Raw genomic sequence first — 15,676 nt, forward strand, 5'->3', positions numbered from 1 at the left:
GGCTCCCCATGTCCGATCAGACCCAACCCGCGTCGGCCCCGGACCGTCTCGACGGCTTCCTGACCCGCTCGACGCCCACGTCGCTCGAGCTGATTCTCGGCCACCGGGAGGCCGAGCGCGCGGTCCGTCGCCCTGCCTTCCCCGAGGCGTGGGCCGGGTTCGCAGCTCGGCGCGCCACGGACGACGCCTACGACATGATCAGGGCCGAGTCGGTCAACGCGGCCCCGGTGTCGTCCACGACGATGCCCGCGGCGGACTGGTCCGTGTGGGTCCTGACCGAGCACGACCTGATCGACCCCGTCGTCCCGATCGTCTGGGACTTCACCGGCGGCGCCTGGCCCAAGATGTGCAACGACCGTCACGGATTCAAGGGCGCCCGCCCGGGCGTCACGGTGCGCCGCACCTGCACCCGCCGCGCCGAACACCTCGGCCGGCACGCTGCGGCCGCTGGTGGGCGCATCGTCGCCGTCTGGGGCGTCAAGCACGACCCGTCGCTCGTGCTCGAGGCGACGGCGTGACCGCCGTCGACGAGGGCCAGGCCCTCAAGACCGAGGGCGTCGCCCGATCGGGCGAGCGGCTGACCGACGACCACCGCACGGCGTTCCGCGCGATCGTCGAGGCGATCGAGCCGGGCACCTGGTTCTCGATCAACGACGTCCGCGAGCACCTCGACGCCGCCGAGATCCCGGCCGCGTCGCGCGCGCACCTGTTCTACGCCGCGTGCAAGGCCGGCCAGATCGACCCCGTGATTTTCAGCGTCGGCGGGCAGGTCGTCGCGCACCAGGTCCGCTCAACCGGACGGTCCGCGCACAACGCCCGCGTGAACGTCTACGAGCGCATGGGCGCACCGACATGAGCCGCGGCCCGGTTCGTTGCGGTGACGACGGCCGTCCCGGGTGCGGCGAGCGGATCGAGCTCGTGCGGATCATCGCGACCGAGCCCCGCAAGGGCGCGACCGTCCCGCTGAACGTGACCTACGACCCGGGCTGTGGCATCGCCCCCTCGCACGCCACCGACCGCCGCCGCACCATCTGCCGGCCTCTCGGACGCCGCGAGGAACCCGCCTCGTCCGAGTACCCCGCGCTCATCCATTACGCCACCTGTACCGTCCGCACCCGCACCCTGAAGGACACGCCATGAGCCCCGTGTACGCCGCCGACGGCGGCCCTAAGACTAAGACTCGCACCCAGGTGCCCGCTCTCTCCGCAGTGCCCGACGGTGGGCCGGCGCTCGCGGCCCTGACCGGCGCGGCACCCGCCCACCACGGGCCCGAGCGCCTGCAGGTCTGGCCCGGAGATCTCGTCGTCGACGAGAACATCCGCAAGGACACCCGGCTCACCGAGGACTTCCTCGCGAGCCTGACCGAGCACGGGCTACTCGTCCCGATCCAGGTCCGCCGTGACCCGCTCGGCCAGCTCCTAGTCGTCGACGGCCAGCGTCGCACCCTCGGTGCCCTGCAGGTCGGTCTGCCCCTGGTCGACGTCGTCGTGCTCGACGGCATCGGCGACGACGAGGCCCGCCTGACCGCGCAGTACGTCATCAACGAACAGCGCGCCGCTCTGACGACGAAGGAGCGCGTCGACGCCGTCCAGCAGCTCTCGCTCTTCGGCCGCTCCCCAGCCACGATCAAGCGCAAGCTCGGCATCCCCAAGGACCAGGTCGAGGCCGCCCTGGCGCTCGCGGCCACACCCACCGTCACGGCCACGCTCGCGGAGCACCATGTCGAGGACCTCGTCGCTGGCGCCGTCATCGCCGAGTTCGCTGACGACCCCGCCGTCGTCGCCGAGCTCGCCGAAGTCGCAGCGACCGATCCCGGACGCCTGGCACATCGCGCCGAGTCGGTCCGGCAGGACCGTGCGCTCGAGGCAGCCAAGGCCGTGGTGCGCGCCGAGCTCACCGCGGCCGGGGTCGCCGTCCTCGAGGAGCGCCCGCGCTACGACGACCGGTCCACCCTCAGCCTGGGCGACCTCACGGACAAGCCCGGCGCGACCGCCTACTCAGGTCCCGCCATCAGCCCGGACAAGCACGCATCCTGCCCCGGGCACGCCGCGGTTGTCAGCTCCACCTACGACCACTCGATCAACAAGCACCGCCCCCACGCCCTGTACTACTGCACCGACTGGAAGAGCAACGGCCACCACAAGCGCTCCGCGGCGAACACCGCCGGCGCCGCGACCGGCCCCCAGTCCGACGAGAAGAAGGCCGAGCGTCGCCAGCTCATCACCGACAACAAGGCCGCCGACGCCGCCGAGGTCGTGCGCCTCGCGTGGATCGCCGAGTTCCTACAGCGCACCACCATGCCCGCCGACGCACCCCTTTACGTCGGCCGCATCCTCGCCCTGCGCACCAGCGCCGACGGCGGCAACCACGCCAAGGCCCGCGAGTACCTGTGGCCCAAGAAGCCCGCGGCCACCGGCACCGACATCGCCGAGCGCCTCACCACTCCCGCCCTCGCGACGCGCTACCTCGTGGCGCTCGCGGCCGCATCCGTCGAGGAGGTCATGCCCCGCGACTTCCACCGCGGCGACTACTGGGCCCACCTCCACGTCGCGCACCTGACCACGCTCCGCTCGTGGGGGTACGAGCTTGCCGACGTCGAGGCAGCGTTCCTCGAGGCCCAGACCGCGAAAGCGGCCGCCTGATGCGCGCCGTCGGGAACGTCCTGGCCGGTGGGAACCCGGCCACGCCCTCGCTTGGCCTGCCGATGGGCGAGCGCGAGGACCTCGAGGTCGTGCGCGCTCGCCACGAGGCCAAGCGGACCCGCGCCGCGGGCCCGTGGGCGTTCGCGTCGACGTCGTCCGCTCGAGTACTCGGCGACGCCCTAATCGACGAGCAGCGCACCGCCCGACTCTTCGAAGGTGCCTCGTGAACCGCGCCGTGCTCGCGGCCGAGCTCACGGCCGATGTCGCGACCCCGACCGGGATCTACACCCCCGGTACCCCGATCGTCCTCGTTCAGCGGCGCGGCCCCCGCGCCCTGGTCTGCCTCGACCTCGGCAACCACCCTGCCGACCGCTGCCACGCCGCCTTGGTACCCGTTGGAGCGGTGCGCGTCATCGTGGCTCCGGCGAGCGAGGCCGTCGCGTGACGGCCCACTCGATCGAGATCCCGCACGCCCTGTGGCCCGGCGACCTCCTGAACATGAACGCCCTGCGCGGGCAGACCAAGGTCTTCGGCCGCCGAGCCCGCCCCTGGCGTGCGCTCGGCGCCGAGCTCGGGAAGAGGACGATCGCGCTGCCTCGCCCGTTCCTCGTCCCGGTCCAGATCCGCGCCGAGTTCCGCTTCCCGACGAACCACCGCCGCGACACCGGCAACCTCTACCCCACCGTCAAGGCCCTCGTCGACGGCCTCGTCGACGCCGGCGTCCTCGTCGACGACTGCGACGGCCTCCTCGAAGGCCCCTACCCCGTGCGCACCTACCCCAACGGGCCCCTGCGCATCCGCCTCCTCCTGACCCCGATCAACCCGACCGACGTCGGCCGCGAGCACCCAACCACCCAAGGAGCCCTGACCGCATGACCGCACCCCAGCCCCGACGTCGCACGGCCCGCCACCGCGCCACGCCCAGCCCCGTCGGAGGCATCATCGCCCTCATCCTCATCGTGGCGCTCGCGGCCATCGCGTCCGCGTTGGTCAAGGTTGACCCCCACAACCTTGACCAGTCGGCGCCCAGCTCCAGGTTCTCGGCGGAAGCCGGCCTGACCGGTGGTGCGCGATGACCGCTCCTTTGGTGTTCCTCGACATCGAGACGACCGGCCTCAGTCTCGACGCGGACATCTGGGAGTTCGCCGGTATCCGCCGTGACCCCGACGGGACCGAGATCGAGCTGCACCTGTTCATCGAGCACGACGAGGACAAGTGCCGCCACCTGCCTGAGTCGTTCCGCGCCGACCACCTTGCTCGCTTCCCTGGGCACCACCAGGAGGAGCGCAAGCGCAGGGCCGCGCACCGGATCTTCGACTTCCTGTGCTCGGACGGTGAGCCCGTCCACGTCGTGGGGGCGGTGCCGAACTTCGACACCGAGCGGATCTCTCGCCTGCTCCGCGCCGAGATCGGCCCCCACGTCCGCGACCCGTGGCACTACCACCTGATCGACGTCGAGAGCCTCGCCGTCGGCTACCTCGCCGCGATGCCTCCGCGCCTTCTCGCCGGCGCTAGCGACGCCCCACTCGCCGCCGAGCTGGGACGAGCTGTGCTCTCTGGCCAGCCGCTGCTCGTCGGCGCCCTGTCCGCACCCGAGCGCCCCGCGCTCGCTCCGCCGTGGGACTCCGACGATCTCTCCCGCGCGATCGGCGTCGAGCCCCCCACGACCGAGCGGCACACCGCCATGGGCGACGCCCGCTGGGCCCGCGACATCTACGACCAAGTGATGGGAACGAACCGATGACCGACGACTTCCAGACACTTACCCGGGCCCAGGTCGACGACGCTCCCGTGAAGACCGTCGTGCGCCTGGTCGGGACCTGGCGGAGCGAGGTCGGGATCAAGATCGACACGGCAAACGGCACGTCGATGGGCCGCTGGCTCACCACATCTGGCATGGCCACCGACTTCATGATCGCCCATGCCGGCGCTGTCCTCTTGGTCCCGGCCGCCGCGGCGCTATCCAAGGATGTGCCCCCAACCTTGGACACTGGCGCCGCCAACACAGGGTTGCGCACCGCCCTCGCCAAGCTCAAGACCGCGATGCTTGGCACGACCGACGGCGACCTGATCGACCCCGACTCCGAGATCCCTGCCGGCGAGATGTACCGGCTCGCAGCGGAGGCCCTGCCGTCGATCCTCGCTGACGCCCTGCTCGCCGCTCACCCGGCACCCGAGACGAAGCACCGCGTGGATCCCGAGTGGATCAAGGCTCAGCGCGACCAGGGTTGGCCCGACATGCACCCCGAGGACTACTGCCACCGCTGCGGGGCCCGGAACGACATCAACTGGTGCGCGAGCGCGGAGGACTGGCAGACCGCGACTGCCGCCTGGGCGGCCGAGACCGGGCGCGAGGGCATCTGCTGCGTTCCGTGCTTCATCCAGATGCACCGCGAGGCGACCGGGCGCGATGTGACCTGGGTCCCGACCCCGTGGCGCGGCTCGTGGGATCTCCACGCCGCTCACCCAGCACCCGCCCCTGTGTCCGCCACCCGCCGCGAGGCCGAGCGCCTGGGCGCCAAGTACCGCGTCGAGCGCACGTCCGACCCGACCGGCAAGCACGAGGAGTGCGGGTACTTCGTGCTCGACCCGCGACACGACCCGCACGCCGTCACCGCGATCCGGGCGTACAGCGCGGCGGTCCGGTCCGAGCGCCCCGGGCTGGCCGACGACCTCGACGCCTGGGTAGGCGTCCCGGTGTCCGACGCCCGACGCGAGGACGACGAGCTCGTGGAGACCGTCGCACGAGCCCTGTCCGATGACTGGAACCCCGACCGCGATCCGGTGCTGACAGCGATGTTCCGGGACTACGCACAGACGGCCGTGACCACCGTGCTGGCCGTGTTCCCTGCCCCGCCCGTGGTGGACGAAGCGGAGATCGACGCCGTCGTCGCCCTGGCAGCCCGCGAGATGCTCACGCCCGGGTCGACGTTCCTGTTGCCGCACGAGCGCGCGATGGTCCACCACGTAGGACGGGCCGTCGCCGCCCACCTGAGAGGAGCAAGCCGATGACCGCCCCCATCGACCGCGCGGGCGCCGCGATCGAGAGCACGATCCGGTCCCACACCGACCCGACCGAGATCGCGCCCGGCATCTCGGCACCCTACTTCGGCGCGACCATGCCCGACCTCGCCCGAGCCGCGTTCGACTCGATCGACGTCGCCGAGCTCGCGCGCGGTATCGACCCTGAGGCGTTCGAGGAGCACGCGATCGAGGCCCGACAGCCGCTCGCCGCGATCCAGTGGGCCGCCCGCCGGAAGATCGCGCTTGACCATGCCGGGGCCGCCAAGGTGCATCTCACGACCCCTCCGGCGCTCGCGGCTGGTGCCGGGTGAGCAAGCCGAAGGTGCCGCCGATCGAGTCCGTGGCCCTGTGGTGCGCGACCTGCCACGCGCTCGTGACCTACCGGTGCTGGGTCGACGAGCAGGGCGCCGCTCACGTGCGCCCGAGCCTGTTCGCCGAGCACCGTGCGATCCACGCCGAGGAGGTGACCCCAGATGCCCGAGAGGTGCCCGTCGTGTGACGGACTGATTAACCCGCAGACCGGCGAGTGTCGCTGCTCCGACTGACCCGCCCCGCCTGAGACGCGAAGGACCGCCCCCCGCATGAGCTCCGTGTACATCCCGCCGCTGGCGATGACCTACGTCGTCGTCTGGGACGACCTCGGCATCGTCAAGGTCGGCCGCGCCTGGAAGCAGAACCGGCTGCGTCGCCTGACCTCGACCGGTGGCCGGGTTGTCGCGCTGTGGCGCGAGAGCCCGGCCGGGTTCGAGCGGTATGCGCTGCGTGAGCTCGCGACAGGGTTCGAGCGGGCGTTCGACAGCGAGGCCGCGGCCGAGGGCGTGCTGCCCGGCCGTCGGGGCTGGACCGAGTGCTACCGCGTTGCCGCGGCCGAGATGTCGGCTGCGTTGAGACTGATCTTTCGAGGAGTTGCCAGGTATGAGCGTGACCAGACGTCAGCGGAAGATCCCGCCCGTGATGTTCGACGACGAGACACTGATGGAGCTCACGACCGAGCAGCGTCAGACCGGGCTCGGGCTGTACTTCATCGCGGACGACCACGGGCGGGGCTCCGCGACGCCGGCCCGGGTCCGCAGCGACCTGTGGCCGCTGTCGGAGACGATCACGAACGACTCGATCGTCGAGCACCTCGACTGGCTCGACCAGGCGGGCTTCATCCAGCTCTACGAGGCCGAGGGCCGGACGTACTTCGCGATCCTCGACTGGCCCTCGCAGGACCACCCGACCGCGTCGAAGATCCCGTCGCCGCCTCCCCGCCAGACCCACGTGACCGCCTCTCGAAGTCCTCTAGAGGTCCTCGGGGTAGAGGAGAGGGAGAGAGAAGAGAGAGCGAGAGGGAGAGAGGGAGAGAGGGAGTGGGTGCGAGAGGGCGAGCAGGGAGAGGCCCCCATCCCGCGCACGCCCGACCCGACCTCACCCTTCTGCCCCAAGCACCAGCCCTACGGCACCGATCGCAAGTGCGGGGCCTGCGGCCGTGCCCGCCTTGCTCACCAGGTCTGGCTCAACCAGAGCACCGAGGACGCCGCTGCCGACCTCGACGACCCCGCAGCATGACCCCGCCCGCCCTCGTCACCAGGAGGACCACCTTGCTCGACGCTCCCGCCCCGCTCGCTCACTGCCAGGACTGCGGCCGCATCCTGGCGACGGCGCTCACGATCTGCGACCCGTGCCTCGACGGAGCCCGCAAGGTGATCGCCGACATCCGCGACTACCTCCGCGAGCTGCCCGACGTCACCCGCGAGGTCCTGGGGCTCCGTGCGATCCGCTACGACGTCAGCGGGCCGGCCTCTGCCGTCGACGACTCGCGGCTACCCTTCGCTCTCGACGCGGCCCAGGACAACATCAACGCCCACGGGCCCTCCGCGCTGCGCACAGCGACCGGCACCCTGAGCCTGCTCGAGTCGTGGGTGGAGGACTGGGTCGAGCGATCCGGGTACAGCCCCGGCGGCTACGACACCCTGACCTACCTCGAGGCGCACACCCTGTGGGCGGCGCAGCACCACCCGGCGTGGGACGTCTACCTGCAGGAGGCCCGCGAGACCCGCGCCGTGGTCCGGCGCCTCGCCGGCCTGGCGCCCGAGCGAGAGCCGGCCCCGTGCGTCCACTGCGGTGGGACCATCGTCCGCGAGTGGACCCTGCAGGGACTCGCGGACGATGCCGTGTGCACCGGGTGCGGCATGACCTGGCGCAGTCGGCGTCAGCTCGAAGCGGTGAACCGCTGGCACGTGGCCGTCCTGCCCGAGACCTACCCCGACGTCGTCGTGACGCTCGAGGAGGCGCGCGCGATCTGCCCCTCGGTGAAGCGCAACACGATCAACCAGGTGCTCAAGCGTGACCGCGCCATGGCCGTGCCCTTCGCCCCACGCATCCGGTTCTGGGGACTCGACCACCGCGGCCGCGCCCTGTACGTCCTGGCCGACATCGCCGCTCTCTCAAACACCGCACGTGAGAAGGTCGCTTCATGACATCCGACAGCGTGGCCCCAGAGGGCGACAGCGATGCCGTCCACCCCCAGGACTCTGTTTCCGTAGGACGACGAGTTGCGGAGGCCATGACTAGGTGGGACCACCTGTTGCTGAGGCTCGGGCTGCACCGTCACAAACGCTGGCTGACCGTGTTCCGGCCCTCGGGCCAAGTCGACGCATGGTGCAAGTGCGGATACGTCTGGCCCGTCGAGATGGTAAATCGCACTGATGTGATCTAGGCTGTCACCGTTCGGTGTTATCGCTGAGCCCAAAATCTGACCCGAAGGCCCGGAAGCTCACGCTGCCGGGCCTTTCGCGTACCCAAACCCCTCCCGCCATCGCCCGGACCGTGCAACACATCGACCACGGGATCGCGGCACGGGTCACCAGCGACGGCGGGAGAGCACGTGTCACCCAGAGCATTACCCAGGCCCTGCACCGGCTCCCCGACCTGCTCGGCCATGCTGGCCCCCGGCGTCCGCTACTGCCCGACGCACCAGCGCGAGCGCGAGGAACGCCGAGGCTCACGCCAGGCCCGCGGCTACGACTCCCAACACGAGGCCCTGCGCCGGCACTACGAGGCCCGCCTCGCGTCCGGCGAGATCCTGCACTGCGCTCGCTGCGGTCACGAGATCCTCGACGGTCACCGATGGGACCTCGGCCACACCGACGACCGGACCGCGCACCAGGGCCCCGAGTGCGAGCGCTGCAACCGCTCCGCAGGCGGACGCCGAGGCGCTCGCCGACGTCGCTAGCTCGCTCGGAATCATGCACCCATCGCGCCGGGCAAACCGGACATAGAGGGTGGGGGGCACCCCCTCGGCCGGCGGACCGCCGTACCGCCGGGGAGGTGAAATCTCACACCCGCGAAATGGGGCGTTTTTGTCACTGACCTGCGGCTTTGTCAGTCGGACGGCCACAGCGAGCCGGAAGCTCGGAGAGTGACAGCCCGTGCCGCTGGTACCTTCGTGCCACACGCGCCGACAGGGGGCGCAGCTCACAAGGGTGCGAGGGCGTATGGCACGCGGACGGCAGCGGACGATCTACTTCCTCGAACCGGTCATCATCAACGGTGACGGTTCGGTTCACGAGATTGACGAGAACTTCTGGCAGCGCCTCCAGAGTTATGTCCAATCGCGCGACGCTGAGCAGCGCACATTCGTGAATTACGGCCGACGATATCGAGGTGCCGCTCGCAGCGAGCCTGTGAGCGGTGACAACTACCTGTACATCGCCAAGCGACGCCCGCCCTCGGACTTCCCAGACGTCGTCCGAGGAGATGACGAAGAGCAGTTCGACATCGACGGGTCGCTCATGGAGCCGATGTACCTACGTGGTTTCGGCCAAAACAACTACGTCGCGGTCCTGCGCTCGTCAGCGGGACCGACCTTCGAAGCCGCTCAGAAGTGGATCGCCCACGTGATGGGCCTCGTCGACAGGGAGCAGACGTTCGAGCTCCGCCCGGTCCTTCGACGGGACGCCGCAGAGAAGCTTGCGGCCGCTGCCGGGGTAAGCAACCTCCATGTGAAGTTCGAGCCAGACGCGCTCACGGAGCAGCCAGGTCAGATCGCTGGTGCTCTCCGACACGTTCAGAACATCGGCGGAGGCGGGGTCTCGGTCGAACTCCGACTCAGCTTCGGCCACGCCCAGCCCGATCATGACGGAGCGCAGGTCTACGCAGCCGAGCTCGGTGACTTGCTCGGCACTGCAGGCATGAGCCAGGCCGAGGCAACGCTGATCTCTCCCAGACCCGGCGGCAAGTTCGCACGCGAACAGGTCAACTTCCTCAAGGAGAAGGTCACCGAAAAGGTGACTGTCGGCGACTCAGAGGAAGAGCGTCCTACCCCCGCCGTAGTGTTGGCAGCGATGCGCGAGGCGATCCAGGGCTTCCGCGACGCAAACTGACGGAGGTGAGCCATGGTGTCGCGACTGCGCGATCGAGTGGTCGCTTTCCTCCAGGATCGCCCTCGCGGCGTCACGGTCTCGTTGATCCTTCTGGTGGCGGCGCATGCGGTGCTAGCCCATTTCTTGCCCTCCCTGGACTTCTGGGACGCGCTGCGGGAGCCGTCTGAGTCATCTGTGCAGAACACTGTGACGATCTATCTTTCACTCTCGGGTGCTTCTGCCCTAGCCGCCGGTTTCGCAGGCGTCGTGATCGTGTTCGGCCTTGGTTCGACGTCGGTGAAGTTTCTGACCTTCAGGGTTCGAGCGGGGCGGAGCCTCAGACGCAACTGGACTTCTGTGATCGGGAGTTCCTTCGCAGCGGCTGGTGGGGCCACGGTGGCGGCTCTGCTTGCCGTCTCCGGGGAGCTTTGGATTGCGGCATGGGTCTTTGAGCTGGGACTCGTACTCGTCATCCATCCCGTGATCCGAATGGTCTGGCTCCTCTGGGTGCTCATGGGCGTCGTTGAGAGTGACGACGCCGTGGTGATTTCGGCTCAGAACCGAGTGCCCCTGGACGATCTGTTCGGAGCCGATTGACGAGTTCAGGCGGGAGGGGATACTTGGCCACCGTTGGACGCAAGCCGAAGCCCGCCCTAGCCGTCGTGCGTGAGGGAAACCCCGGCCACCGACCGGTCAAGGATTCGGTCACGCTGCCTCCCTCCGCGCTCCGCGAGCCGAAGTGGTCGGAGGTCTTCCCCGGGCCCCGCCGCTCCGAGCTCCGCGCCCGCAAGACCGCGGCCGCGATGTGGCTCAAGCTCGCACCCACCCTGCACCGCTCGGTCGGCCTGGTCGGTGAGCAGCAGGAGACCCTCGTGGACCTGTGCATCACCTGGGCCCGCATCGAGCAGGGCGAACGCGCGATCTCCCTCGAGGGAATGGTCGTCGACGGCGCTCGGGGCGGGCTCGTGAAGAACCCCTGGACGACGGTCCTGAACCAGTACCGATCTCACTTCCGGTCCCTCGTCGGCGAGCTCGGCCTTACGCCGTCCGCAGCGACCCGGCTCGGCGGACGAGGTGGCGGCGATGACGAGGACGAAGACGACATCTTCGACTGAGCTCCCGGTTCCCTACGACGCGCTGATTGAGCTGGGGCTGGCGCCCGAGCAGATCGCCGACGCTCAGGAGCGTGCCCCGCTGGTCCTGGCCTTCCAGGCCGACGAGGCCGAGGGCGCGTGGTTCGACGTCGAGCGCGCGAGTCGCGCCCTGCGAGCCCTGGGCCTGTTCAAGCACACCAAGGGCCGCTGGGCCGGCGTCCGTCTGCGCATCGGCGAGGGCCTGGACCCCTGGCAGCTCGTGTGGATCCTCGCGCCGGTCTTCGGGTGGGTCTACCACGACGCCGAGATCGATGCTGTCGTGCGGGTCATCCGCACGGTATGGATCGAGGTCCCGCGCAAGAACGGGAAGAGCACGCTGTCCTCGGGGATCTCCAACGTCCTGCTGCTAGCCGACCGCGAGCCGGGCGCCGAGGTCTACAACGCGGCCGGCTCCACCGTGCAGGCCGGCCGCGTCTTCGAGGACGCCAAGCGCATGCTCATGACCTCCACGTCGGCCAAGAAGCGCGTCGAGCCGCTCAAGGAGGTCGTCCGGGTCCCCAAGACCGGGTCGATCCTGCGCGTGCTCTCGCGCGTCGCGGAAACCGCGCACGGCCTGAACGTCTCAGGTGCCGTCGTCGACGAGGTGCACACCCTGCGCCTGCGCCGCGCCCTGGTCGAGGCGATCGAGACCGGCACCGGCGCCCGTGACCAGCCCCTCGTCGTGTTCATCACCACCGCCGACGAGGCGGAAGAGGGCACGATCTACGACGAGAAGCACGTCTACACGCGCAACGTCGCCAACGGGGTCGTCAAGGACCCCGGGCACTACGGCGTGATCTGGGCGGCCGACGAGAAGGACGACCCCTTCGCGGAGTCGACCTGGCGCCGGGCGAACCCCGGCCTGGGGAAGTCCCCGACGATGGCCTACATGCGCCGCGAGGCGCAGAAGGCCCAGTCCACGCCCTCGGCCCGCCCAGGCTTTGAGCGGCTCTCGCTGAACCTGCGACGTCGTGAGCACGCCCGCTGGCTCGACCTTGACCAGTGGGACAAGTGTGACGGCGCGGTCGACCGCGGCGACCTCGCCGGCCGCCGCGCCTGGGGCGGCCTGGACCTCTCCGCCGTCTCGGACTTCACCGCGTGGGCGGTGTGGGTCGAGTCGAACCGTCCCGGCGTCGAGCTCGACCTGCTCGCCCGGTTCTGGATCCCGCAGGAGAAGATCGTCGACCTCGAGCGGGCCCTGCACGTCCCGATCAGCGAGTGGGTCAACCGGGGCCTGATCACGGCCACCGACGGCGACGTCATCGACTACCGGTCGGTGAAGTCCGCGGTGATCGGCGACTACCGCCACTTCAACATGCAGCGCGTGTCCTACGACCGCATGTTCGCCGGCCAGCTCGTGCAGGAGCTCGACCAGGAGCTCGGCGGCGTCGAGCTCTCCCCAGTCCCGCAGACCTTCCTGGGCCTCTCGCCCTCCTGCAAGGAGATCGAGCGCCTCCTGGGCGGTCACACGATGCGCCACGGCGGCAACCCGGTCCTGCGCTGGATGGCCTCCCTCGTGGACGTCAAGCGCGACGACCAGGACAACGTCCGCCCGGTGAAGCCGAACCGTAAGACGTCCATGGCCCGCATCGACGGCATCTCCGCCGCCGTGACCGCCATGGACGGCAAAATCCGCGCCGCGGCTCGCGGTACCGAGAAGCAGATCTCCACCGAGATGTACGGCTTCAACTAGGACAGGAGGCACCGTGGACGCACGCACTGCTCGGGACCGCCTCGACGTCGGCCTCGCTCGACTGGACGCGCAGCTGCCCGCCTGGAAGCGACGCGAGGACTACTTCCGGGGCGAGCAGGACCTGCCCTACGCGCCCGAGGGAGTGTCCCGGGAGTACCTCGAGCTGCGTGAGCAGTCGATCGCGAACTGGCTCGAGATCCCGATGCTCGCCCCCGTTCAACGCTGCCGGCCGGACGGGTTCCGGACCGGCAAGGACGAGGACGCCGACCTCAAGGTCTGGACCGAGCTGTGGCAGCCGAACAAGATGGACGAGCGGATCTCGATCGTCTTCACCCAGTCCATGGTTCACGGCCGCGGGATCGCCTCGGTCACCAAGACCGACAACCCGGTACGCCCGGCGAAGTTCGCGATCGAGTCGTCCAAGCGGGTCTGGATGGAACCCGACCCGGAGGACCCCTTCGAGACCGAGTTCGTCGTCAAGCGCGTCTCGCTGAGCACCCCGGCCACGGCGTCGGGCCTGTTGCTGCCGGCCAACGTCAACCTCGGCGCCGCCACCGAGCGCGCCTACGTCTACGACCGCACCCACTGGGCCAAGTTCGAGCGGTCCGGCTCCATCGGCGGGTCCGGCGGCTGGACGCTGGTTGAAGAGGGTGAGCACGGCTTCGGTGAGGTCCCGTTCGTCTCGTTCGACGTCGGCCTCGACGGCGACGGCGTGCCGCACTCGGCCATGGACAAGCTCATGCGCCAGCAGGACGCGATCAACACCATCCGGTTCAACGCGTTGCTCGCCATGCAGTTCAGCGCGTACCGCCAGCGCGTCTTCGTCGGCTACGACCCGGTCGTGCGTGACACCTCTGGGAACGCGACGCCGGCCAAGAATCCCGACGGAACCGTGAAGCTCGACAAGGACGGCAACCCGGTCCCGATGCTGCGGCAGATGGGCAGGATCGGGGTCGACCGCGCCTTGGTCTTCCCCGGCGCGGAGACCAAGGTCTTCGACCTGGCCGAGTCGAACCTCAAGAACTACATCGAGGTCCTCTCGGAGTTCCTCTCGGAGTTCTTCGCGATCGGGCAGGTGCCCCCGCAGTACCTGCTGACCAAGATGGCGAACCTCTCGGGCGACGCACTGACCGGCGCCGAGTCGACGCTGCAGTCGCTCGTCAAGGACCTGCAGCGCGGGTGGGGCGAGTCCATCGAGACGCTCATGCGCCTGGGCGGTCGGGCGCTGGGAATCGACCACACGACTATGGCGGCCGAGACCATCTGGGGCGACGCCGAGGCGCGTTCCTTCGCTCAGGTCGTGGACGGGATTTCCAAGCTCGTTGCCGACGGCTTCCCCCGCAAGGCCGCGTGGGCGATGCTTCCCGACGCCACGACGCAGAAGGTGCGCCAGTGGGACGAGATGGCCGGCGAGGAGCGCGACGTGCGCCGTCGACAGGTGCTGGGCGAGGTGGAGCGGGAGGTGGCCTGAGGTGGCGACCATCCCTGCTGAGACCATCGAGCACTACCGGTACGTGCAGCGCCTGCAGGTGCGGGCGCTCGAGGCCGGCTGGTCGGCGTGGGACTACCTCGCCGCGTCGAACCTCTCCGGGTCGTGGAGCGAGGTCCTGCCGGACCTGACGCAGGCGATCGCGCACGTGCAGTTCGACGCCGCGCTGTCCGGGGCGACGTACTCCGCGCTCACCCTCGCCTCGCGCGGGGAGTACATCGTCCCCGACGCCTTCTCCGACCCGACCGCCATGGTCGGGTGGTCCTCGTCGGGCGCCTCGCTCGAGGCGGCGCTCTACTCGCCGATCCCGGCCGTGAAGGAGCGCGTGGCCGGTGGCATGGGCATGGCCCGGGCGATGAACGAGGGGCGCGAGTACCTCGAGCAGCTGCTGCGCACCCAGGTCGCGGACGCCGGCCGTGTCGCGGCCTCGGTCGACATCGTGGCCCGGCCCGCGTGCGGGTACGTGCGGATGCTCAACCCGCCGTCCTGCCATCGCTGCGTGCCGCTCGCAGGTCGCTTCTACCAGTGGAACGCAGGCTTTCGCCGCCACCCGCGCTGCGACTGCGTCCACGTGGCGGCCCGCAACCGCACCACCGAGGCCGCCCTCGACGAGGGCCTGATCGACGACCCCTACGCGTACTTCCAGGGCCTGCCGGCCGCGGATCAGGACAGGATCTTCGGGGCCGGTCGCGCCCAGGCGATCCGTGACGGCGCCGACATCTATCAGGTGACGAACTCCGCGCGCGGCATGACGCCCAACGGGATGTTCACCACCGAGGGCACCACCCGTCGCGGCAACGCCTCGCAGGGCCTGGCCCGCGGGCAGCGGCGCATGACGCCCGACCTGATCTACAAGCAGGCCACCTCACGCGCCCAGGCGCTCGAGCTCCTCAAGACGCACGGGTACATCCTGCCCGCCGGGCAGGTCGCCGGTGGCTCGCTGCGCGGCCGGGTCGAGGGCTTCGGGCAGATGGGCCGCGGCGGTACGCGCCGGGCCGCGTCCGAGGCCGTCCTGCAGGCGCGGCGCACCGGAGTCCGCGACCCGCGCAGCCGGTACACGATGACCGCGGCTGAGCGGCGTCTGTACGACGCCGAGCAGCGGTACCTCACGGCCCTGCAGGGCCGTTCGCCGTACACCTCGCCGGGCTTCGGGAACACCCCGGACCCCCACGGGCAGCGCGTGAACCGGATCGGTGCCACGAGCCGCCCGGTCACCGACCGTGAGCTCGCGCTCGCGGAGACCGAGTACCGGCGCTGGCTCGCCACGGGCGGCCAGATCTGGCCCCAGTGACTACCCCGCACTCGCGGGATGGCGCCCACGCCCGGCGCGAAACGGGCGGTGCCGACGG

At 70.1% G+C, this 15,676-nt stretch carries 21 protein-coding genes; all 21 read left to right on the plus strand.

Annotated features, from left to right (window positions below; all coding sequences use genetic code 11):
* Positions 1-8: 8 nt before the first annotated feature.
* The 21 genes from JOD48_RS12335 (at position 9) to JOD48_RS12435 (ending at position 15,618) form a co-directional block, all read left to right on the plus strand.
* Positions 9-518: a hypothetical protein gene (locus JOD48_RS12335; RefSeq protein ID WP_204809293.1), complete on the plus strand. Its 510-nt coding sequence runs from the start codon at positions 9-11 to the stop codon at positions 516-518.
* Positions 515-856, plus strand: a complete 342-nt coding sequence (locus tag JOD48_RS12340) for a hypothetical protein (RefSeq protein WP_204809295.1) — start codon at positions 515-517, stop codon at positions 854-856. The genes JOD48_RS12335 and JOD48_RS12340 overlap by 4 nt, the downstream gene beginning before the upstream one ends.
* Positions 853-1,140: a hypothetical protein gene (locus tag JOD48_RS12345; RefSeq protein WP_204809297.1), complete on the plus strand. Its 288-nt coding sequence runs from the start codon at positions 853-855 to the stop codon at positions 1,138-1,140. The genes JOD48_RS12340 and JOD48_RS12345 overlap by 4 nt, the downstream gene beginning before the upstream one ends.
* Entirely contained in the window at positions 1,137-2,642 is a 1,506-nt protein-coding gene (locus tag JOD48_RS12350) for a ParB/RepB/Spo0J family partition protein (protein WP_204809299.1), read from the plus strand. Before JOD48_RS12345 ends, JOD48_RS12350 begins: the two co-directional genes overlap by 4 nt.
* The gene (locus JOD48_RS12355) at positions 2,642-2,869 is read left to right on the plus strand and encodes a hypothetical protein (RefSeq protein ID WP_204809302.1); all 228 of its coding nucleotides are present in this window, start codon (positions 2,642-2,644) and stop codon (positions 2,867-2,869) included. Before JOD48_RS12350 ends, JOD48_RS12355 begins: the two co-directional genes overlap by 1 nt.
* Positions 2,866-3,087, plus strand: coding sequence for a hypothetical protein (locus tag JOD48_RS12360; RefSeq protein WP_204809304.1), 222 nt, complete (start codon positions 2,866-2,868; stop codon positions 3,085-3,087). The genes JOD48_RS12355 and JOD48_RS12360 overlap by 4 nt, the downstream gene beginning before the upstream one ends.
* A complete protein-coding gene (locus JOD48_RS12365; protein WP_204809306.1) occupies positions 3,084-3,518 on the plus strand; it encodes a RusA family crossover junction endodeoxyribonuclease in 435 nt (144 codons plus the stop codon). The genes JOD48_RS12360 and JOD48_RS12365 overlap by 4 nt, the downstream gene beginning before the upstream one ends.
* Entirely contained in the window at positions 3,515-3,718 is a 204-nt protein-coding gene (locus JOD48_RS12370) for a hypothetical protein (protein ID WP_204809308.1), read from the plus strand. Before JOD48_RS12365 ends, JOD48_RS12370 begins: the two co-directional genes overlap by 4 nt.
* The gene (locus JOD48_RS12375; protein WP_204809311.1) at positions 3,715-4,386 is read left to right on the plus strand and encodes a 3'-5' exonuclease family protein; all 672 of its coding nucleotides are present in this window, start codon (positions 3,715-3,717) and stop codon (positions 4,384-4,386) included. The genes JOD48_RS12370 and JOD48_RS12375 overlap by 4 nt, the downstream gene beginning before the upstream one ends.
* Positions 4,383-5,654, plus strand: a complete 1,272-nt coding sequence (locus tag JOD48_RS12380; protein WP_204809313.1) for a hypothetical protein — start codon at positions 4,383-4,385, stop codon at positions 5,652-5,654. Before JOD48_RS12375 ends, JOD48_RS12380 begins: the two co-directional genes overlap by 4 nt.
* On the plus strand, positions 5,651-5,977 hold the full coding sequence (locus JOD48_RS12385) for a hypothetical protein (RefSeq protein WP_204809315.1): 327 nt from the start codon (positions 5,651-5,653) through the stop codon (positions 5,975-5,977). Before JOD48_RS12380 ends, JOD48_RS12385 begins: the two co-directional genes overlap by 4 nt.
* Positions 5,974-6,165, plus strand: coding sequence for a hypothetical protein (locus JOD48_RS12390; protein ID WP_204809317.1), 192 nt, complete (start codon positions 5,974-5,976; stop codon positions 6,163-6,165). Before JOD48_RS12385 ends, JOD48_RS12390 begins: the two co-directional genes overlap by 4 nt.
* 416 nt (positions 6,166-6,581) lie before the next feature.
* The gene (locus tag JOD48_RS12395; RefSeq protein WP_204809319.1) at positions 6,582-7,217 is read left to right on the plus strand and encodes a hypothetical protein; all 636 of its coding nucleotides are present in this window, start codon (positions 6,582-6,584) and stop codon (positions 7,215-7,217) included.
* Positions 7,214-8,128, plus strand: coding sequence for a hypothetical protein (locus tag JOD48_RS12400; RefSeq protein ID WP_204809321.1), 915 nt, complete (start codon positions 7,214-7,216; stop codon positions 8,126-8,128). The genes JOD48_RS12395 and JOD48_RS12400 overlap by 4 nt, the downstream gene beginning before the upstream one ends.
* Before the next feature lie 461 nt (positions 8,129-8,589).
* On the plus strand, positions 8,590-8,883 hold the full coding sequence (locus JOD48_RS12405; RefSeq protein WP_239527409.1) for a hypothetical protein: 294 nt from the start codon (positions 8,590-8,592) through the stop codon (positions 8,881-8,883).
* 262 nt (positions 8,884-9,145) lie between these two features.
* Positions 9,146-10,033, plus strand: a complete 888-nt coding sequence (locus JOD48_RS12410) for a hypothetical protein (RefSeq protein ID WP_204809323.1) — start codon at positions 9,146-9,148, stop codon at positions 10,031-10,033.
* A gap of 12 nt (positions 10,034-10,045) precedes the next feature.
* Entirely contained in the window at positions 10,046-10,609 is a 564-nt protein-coding gene (locus JOD48_RS12415; RefSeq protein WP_204809325.1) for a hypothetical protein, read from the plus strand.
* 65 nt (positions 10,610-10,674) lie between these two features.
* Complete coding sequence (locus JOD48_RS12420) at positions 10,675-11,127, plus strand: phage terminase small subunit P27 family (protein WP_204809327.1); 453 nt, start codon at positions 10,675-10,677, stop codon at positions 11,125-11,127.
* Positions 11,096-12,838 carry a terminase large subunit gene (locus JOD48_RS12425; RefSeq protein ID WP_204809329.1) on the plus strand — a complete coding sequence of 581 codons (1,743 nt, stop codon included), beginning with the start codon at positions 11,096-11,098 and terminating at the stop codon, positions 12,836-12,838. Before JOD48_RS12420 ends, JOD48_RS12425 begins: the two co-directional genes overlap by 32 nt.
* A gap of 13 nt (positions 12,839-12,851) precedes the next feature.
* Positions 12,852-14,309 carry a phage portal protein gene (locus JOD48_RS12430; RefSeq protein ID WP_204809331.1) on the plus strand — a complete coding sequence of 486 codons (1,458 nt, stop codon included), beginning with the start codon at positions 12,852-12,854 and terminating at the stop codon, positions 14,307-14,309.
* Between the two features lies 1 nt (position 14,310).
* Positions 14,311-15,618: a hypothetical protein gene (locus tag JOD48_RS12435; RefSeq protein WP_204809334.1), complete on the plus strand. Its 1,308-nt coding sequence runs from the start codon at positions 14,311-14,313 to the stop codon at positions 15,616-15,618.
* Positions 15,619-15,676: the final 58 nt, after the last annotated feature.

Origin of the sequence: Oerskovia paurometabola (assembly GCF_016907365.1) — a bacterium.
Taxonomy (GTDB): domain Bacteria; phylum Actinomycetota; class Actinomycetes; order Actinomycetales; family Cellulomonadaceae; genus Oerskovia; species Oerskovia paurometabola.

Bases quoted from the DNA above. Each gene is read 5' to 3' on its own strand.
- JOD48_RS12335 (WP_204809293.1), top strand. From the start codon at position 9: ATGTCCGATCAGACCCAACCCGCGTCGGCCCCGGACCGTCTCGACGGC.
- JOD48_RS12345 (WP_204809297.1), top strand. From the start codon at position 853: ATGAGCCGCGGCCCGGTTCGTTGCGGTGACGACGGCCGTCCCGGGTGC.
- JOD48_RS12350 (WP_204809299.1), top strand. From the start codon at position 1,137: ATGAGCCCCGTGTACGCCGCCGACGGCGGCCCTAAGACTAAGACTCGC.
- JOD48_RS12355 (WP_204809302.1), top strand. From the start codon at position 2,642: ATGCGCGCCGTCGGGAACGTCCTGGCCGGTGGGAACCCGGCCACGCCC.
- JOD48_RS12370 (WP_204809308.1), top strand. From the start codon at position 3,515: ATGACCGCACCCCAGCCCCGACGTCGCACGGCCCGCCACCGCGCCACG.
- JOD48_RS12375 (WP_204809311.1), top strand. From the start codon at position 3,715: ATGACCGCTCCTTTGGTGTTCCTCGACATCGAGACGACCGGCCTCAGT.
- JOD48_RS12380 (WP_204809313.1), top strand. From the start codon at position 4,383: ATGACCGACGACTTCCAGACACTTACCCGGGCCCAGGTCGACGACGCT.
- JOD48_RS12385 (WP_204809315.1), top strand. From the start codon at position 5,651: ATGACCGCCCCCATCGACCGCGCGGGCGCCGCGATCGAGAGCACGATC.
- JOD48_RS12395 (WP_204809319.1), top strand. From the start codon at position 6,582: ATGAGCGTGACCAGACGTCAGCGGAAGATCCCGCCCGTGATGTTCGAC.
- JOD48_RS12400 (WP_204809321.1), top strand. From the start codon at position 7,214: ATGACCCCGCCCGCCCTCGTCACCAGGAGGACCACCTTGCTCGACGCT.
- JOD48_RS12405 (WP_239527409.1), top strand. From the start codon at position 8,590: ATGCTGGCCCCCGGCGTCCGCTACTGCCCGACGCACCAGCGCGAGCGC.
- JOD48_RS12410 (WP_204809323.1), top strand. From the start codon at position 9,146: ATGGCACGCGGACGGCAGCGGACGATCTACTTCCTCGAACCGGTCATC.
- JOD48_RS12415 (WP_204809325.1), top strand. From the start codon at position 10,046: ATGGTGTCGCGACTGCGCGATCGAGTGGTCGCTTTCCTCCAGGATCGC.
- JOD48_RS12425 (WP_204809329.1), top strand. From the start codon at position 11,096: ATGACGAGGACGAAGACGACATCTTCGACTGAGCTCCCGGTTCCCTAC.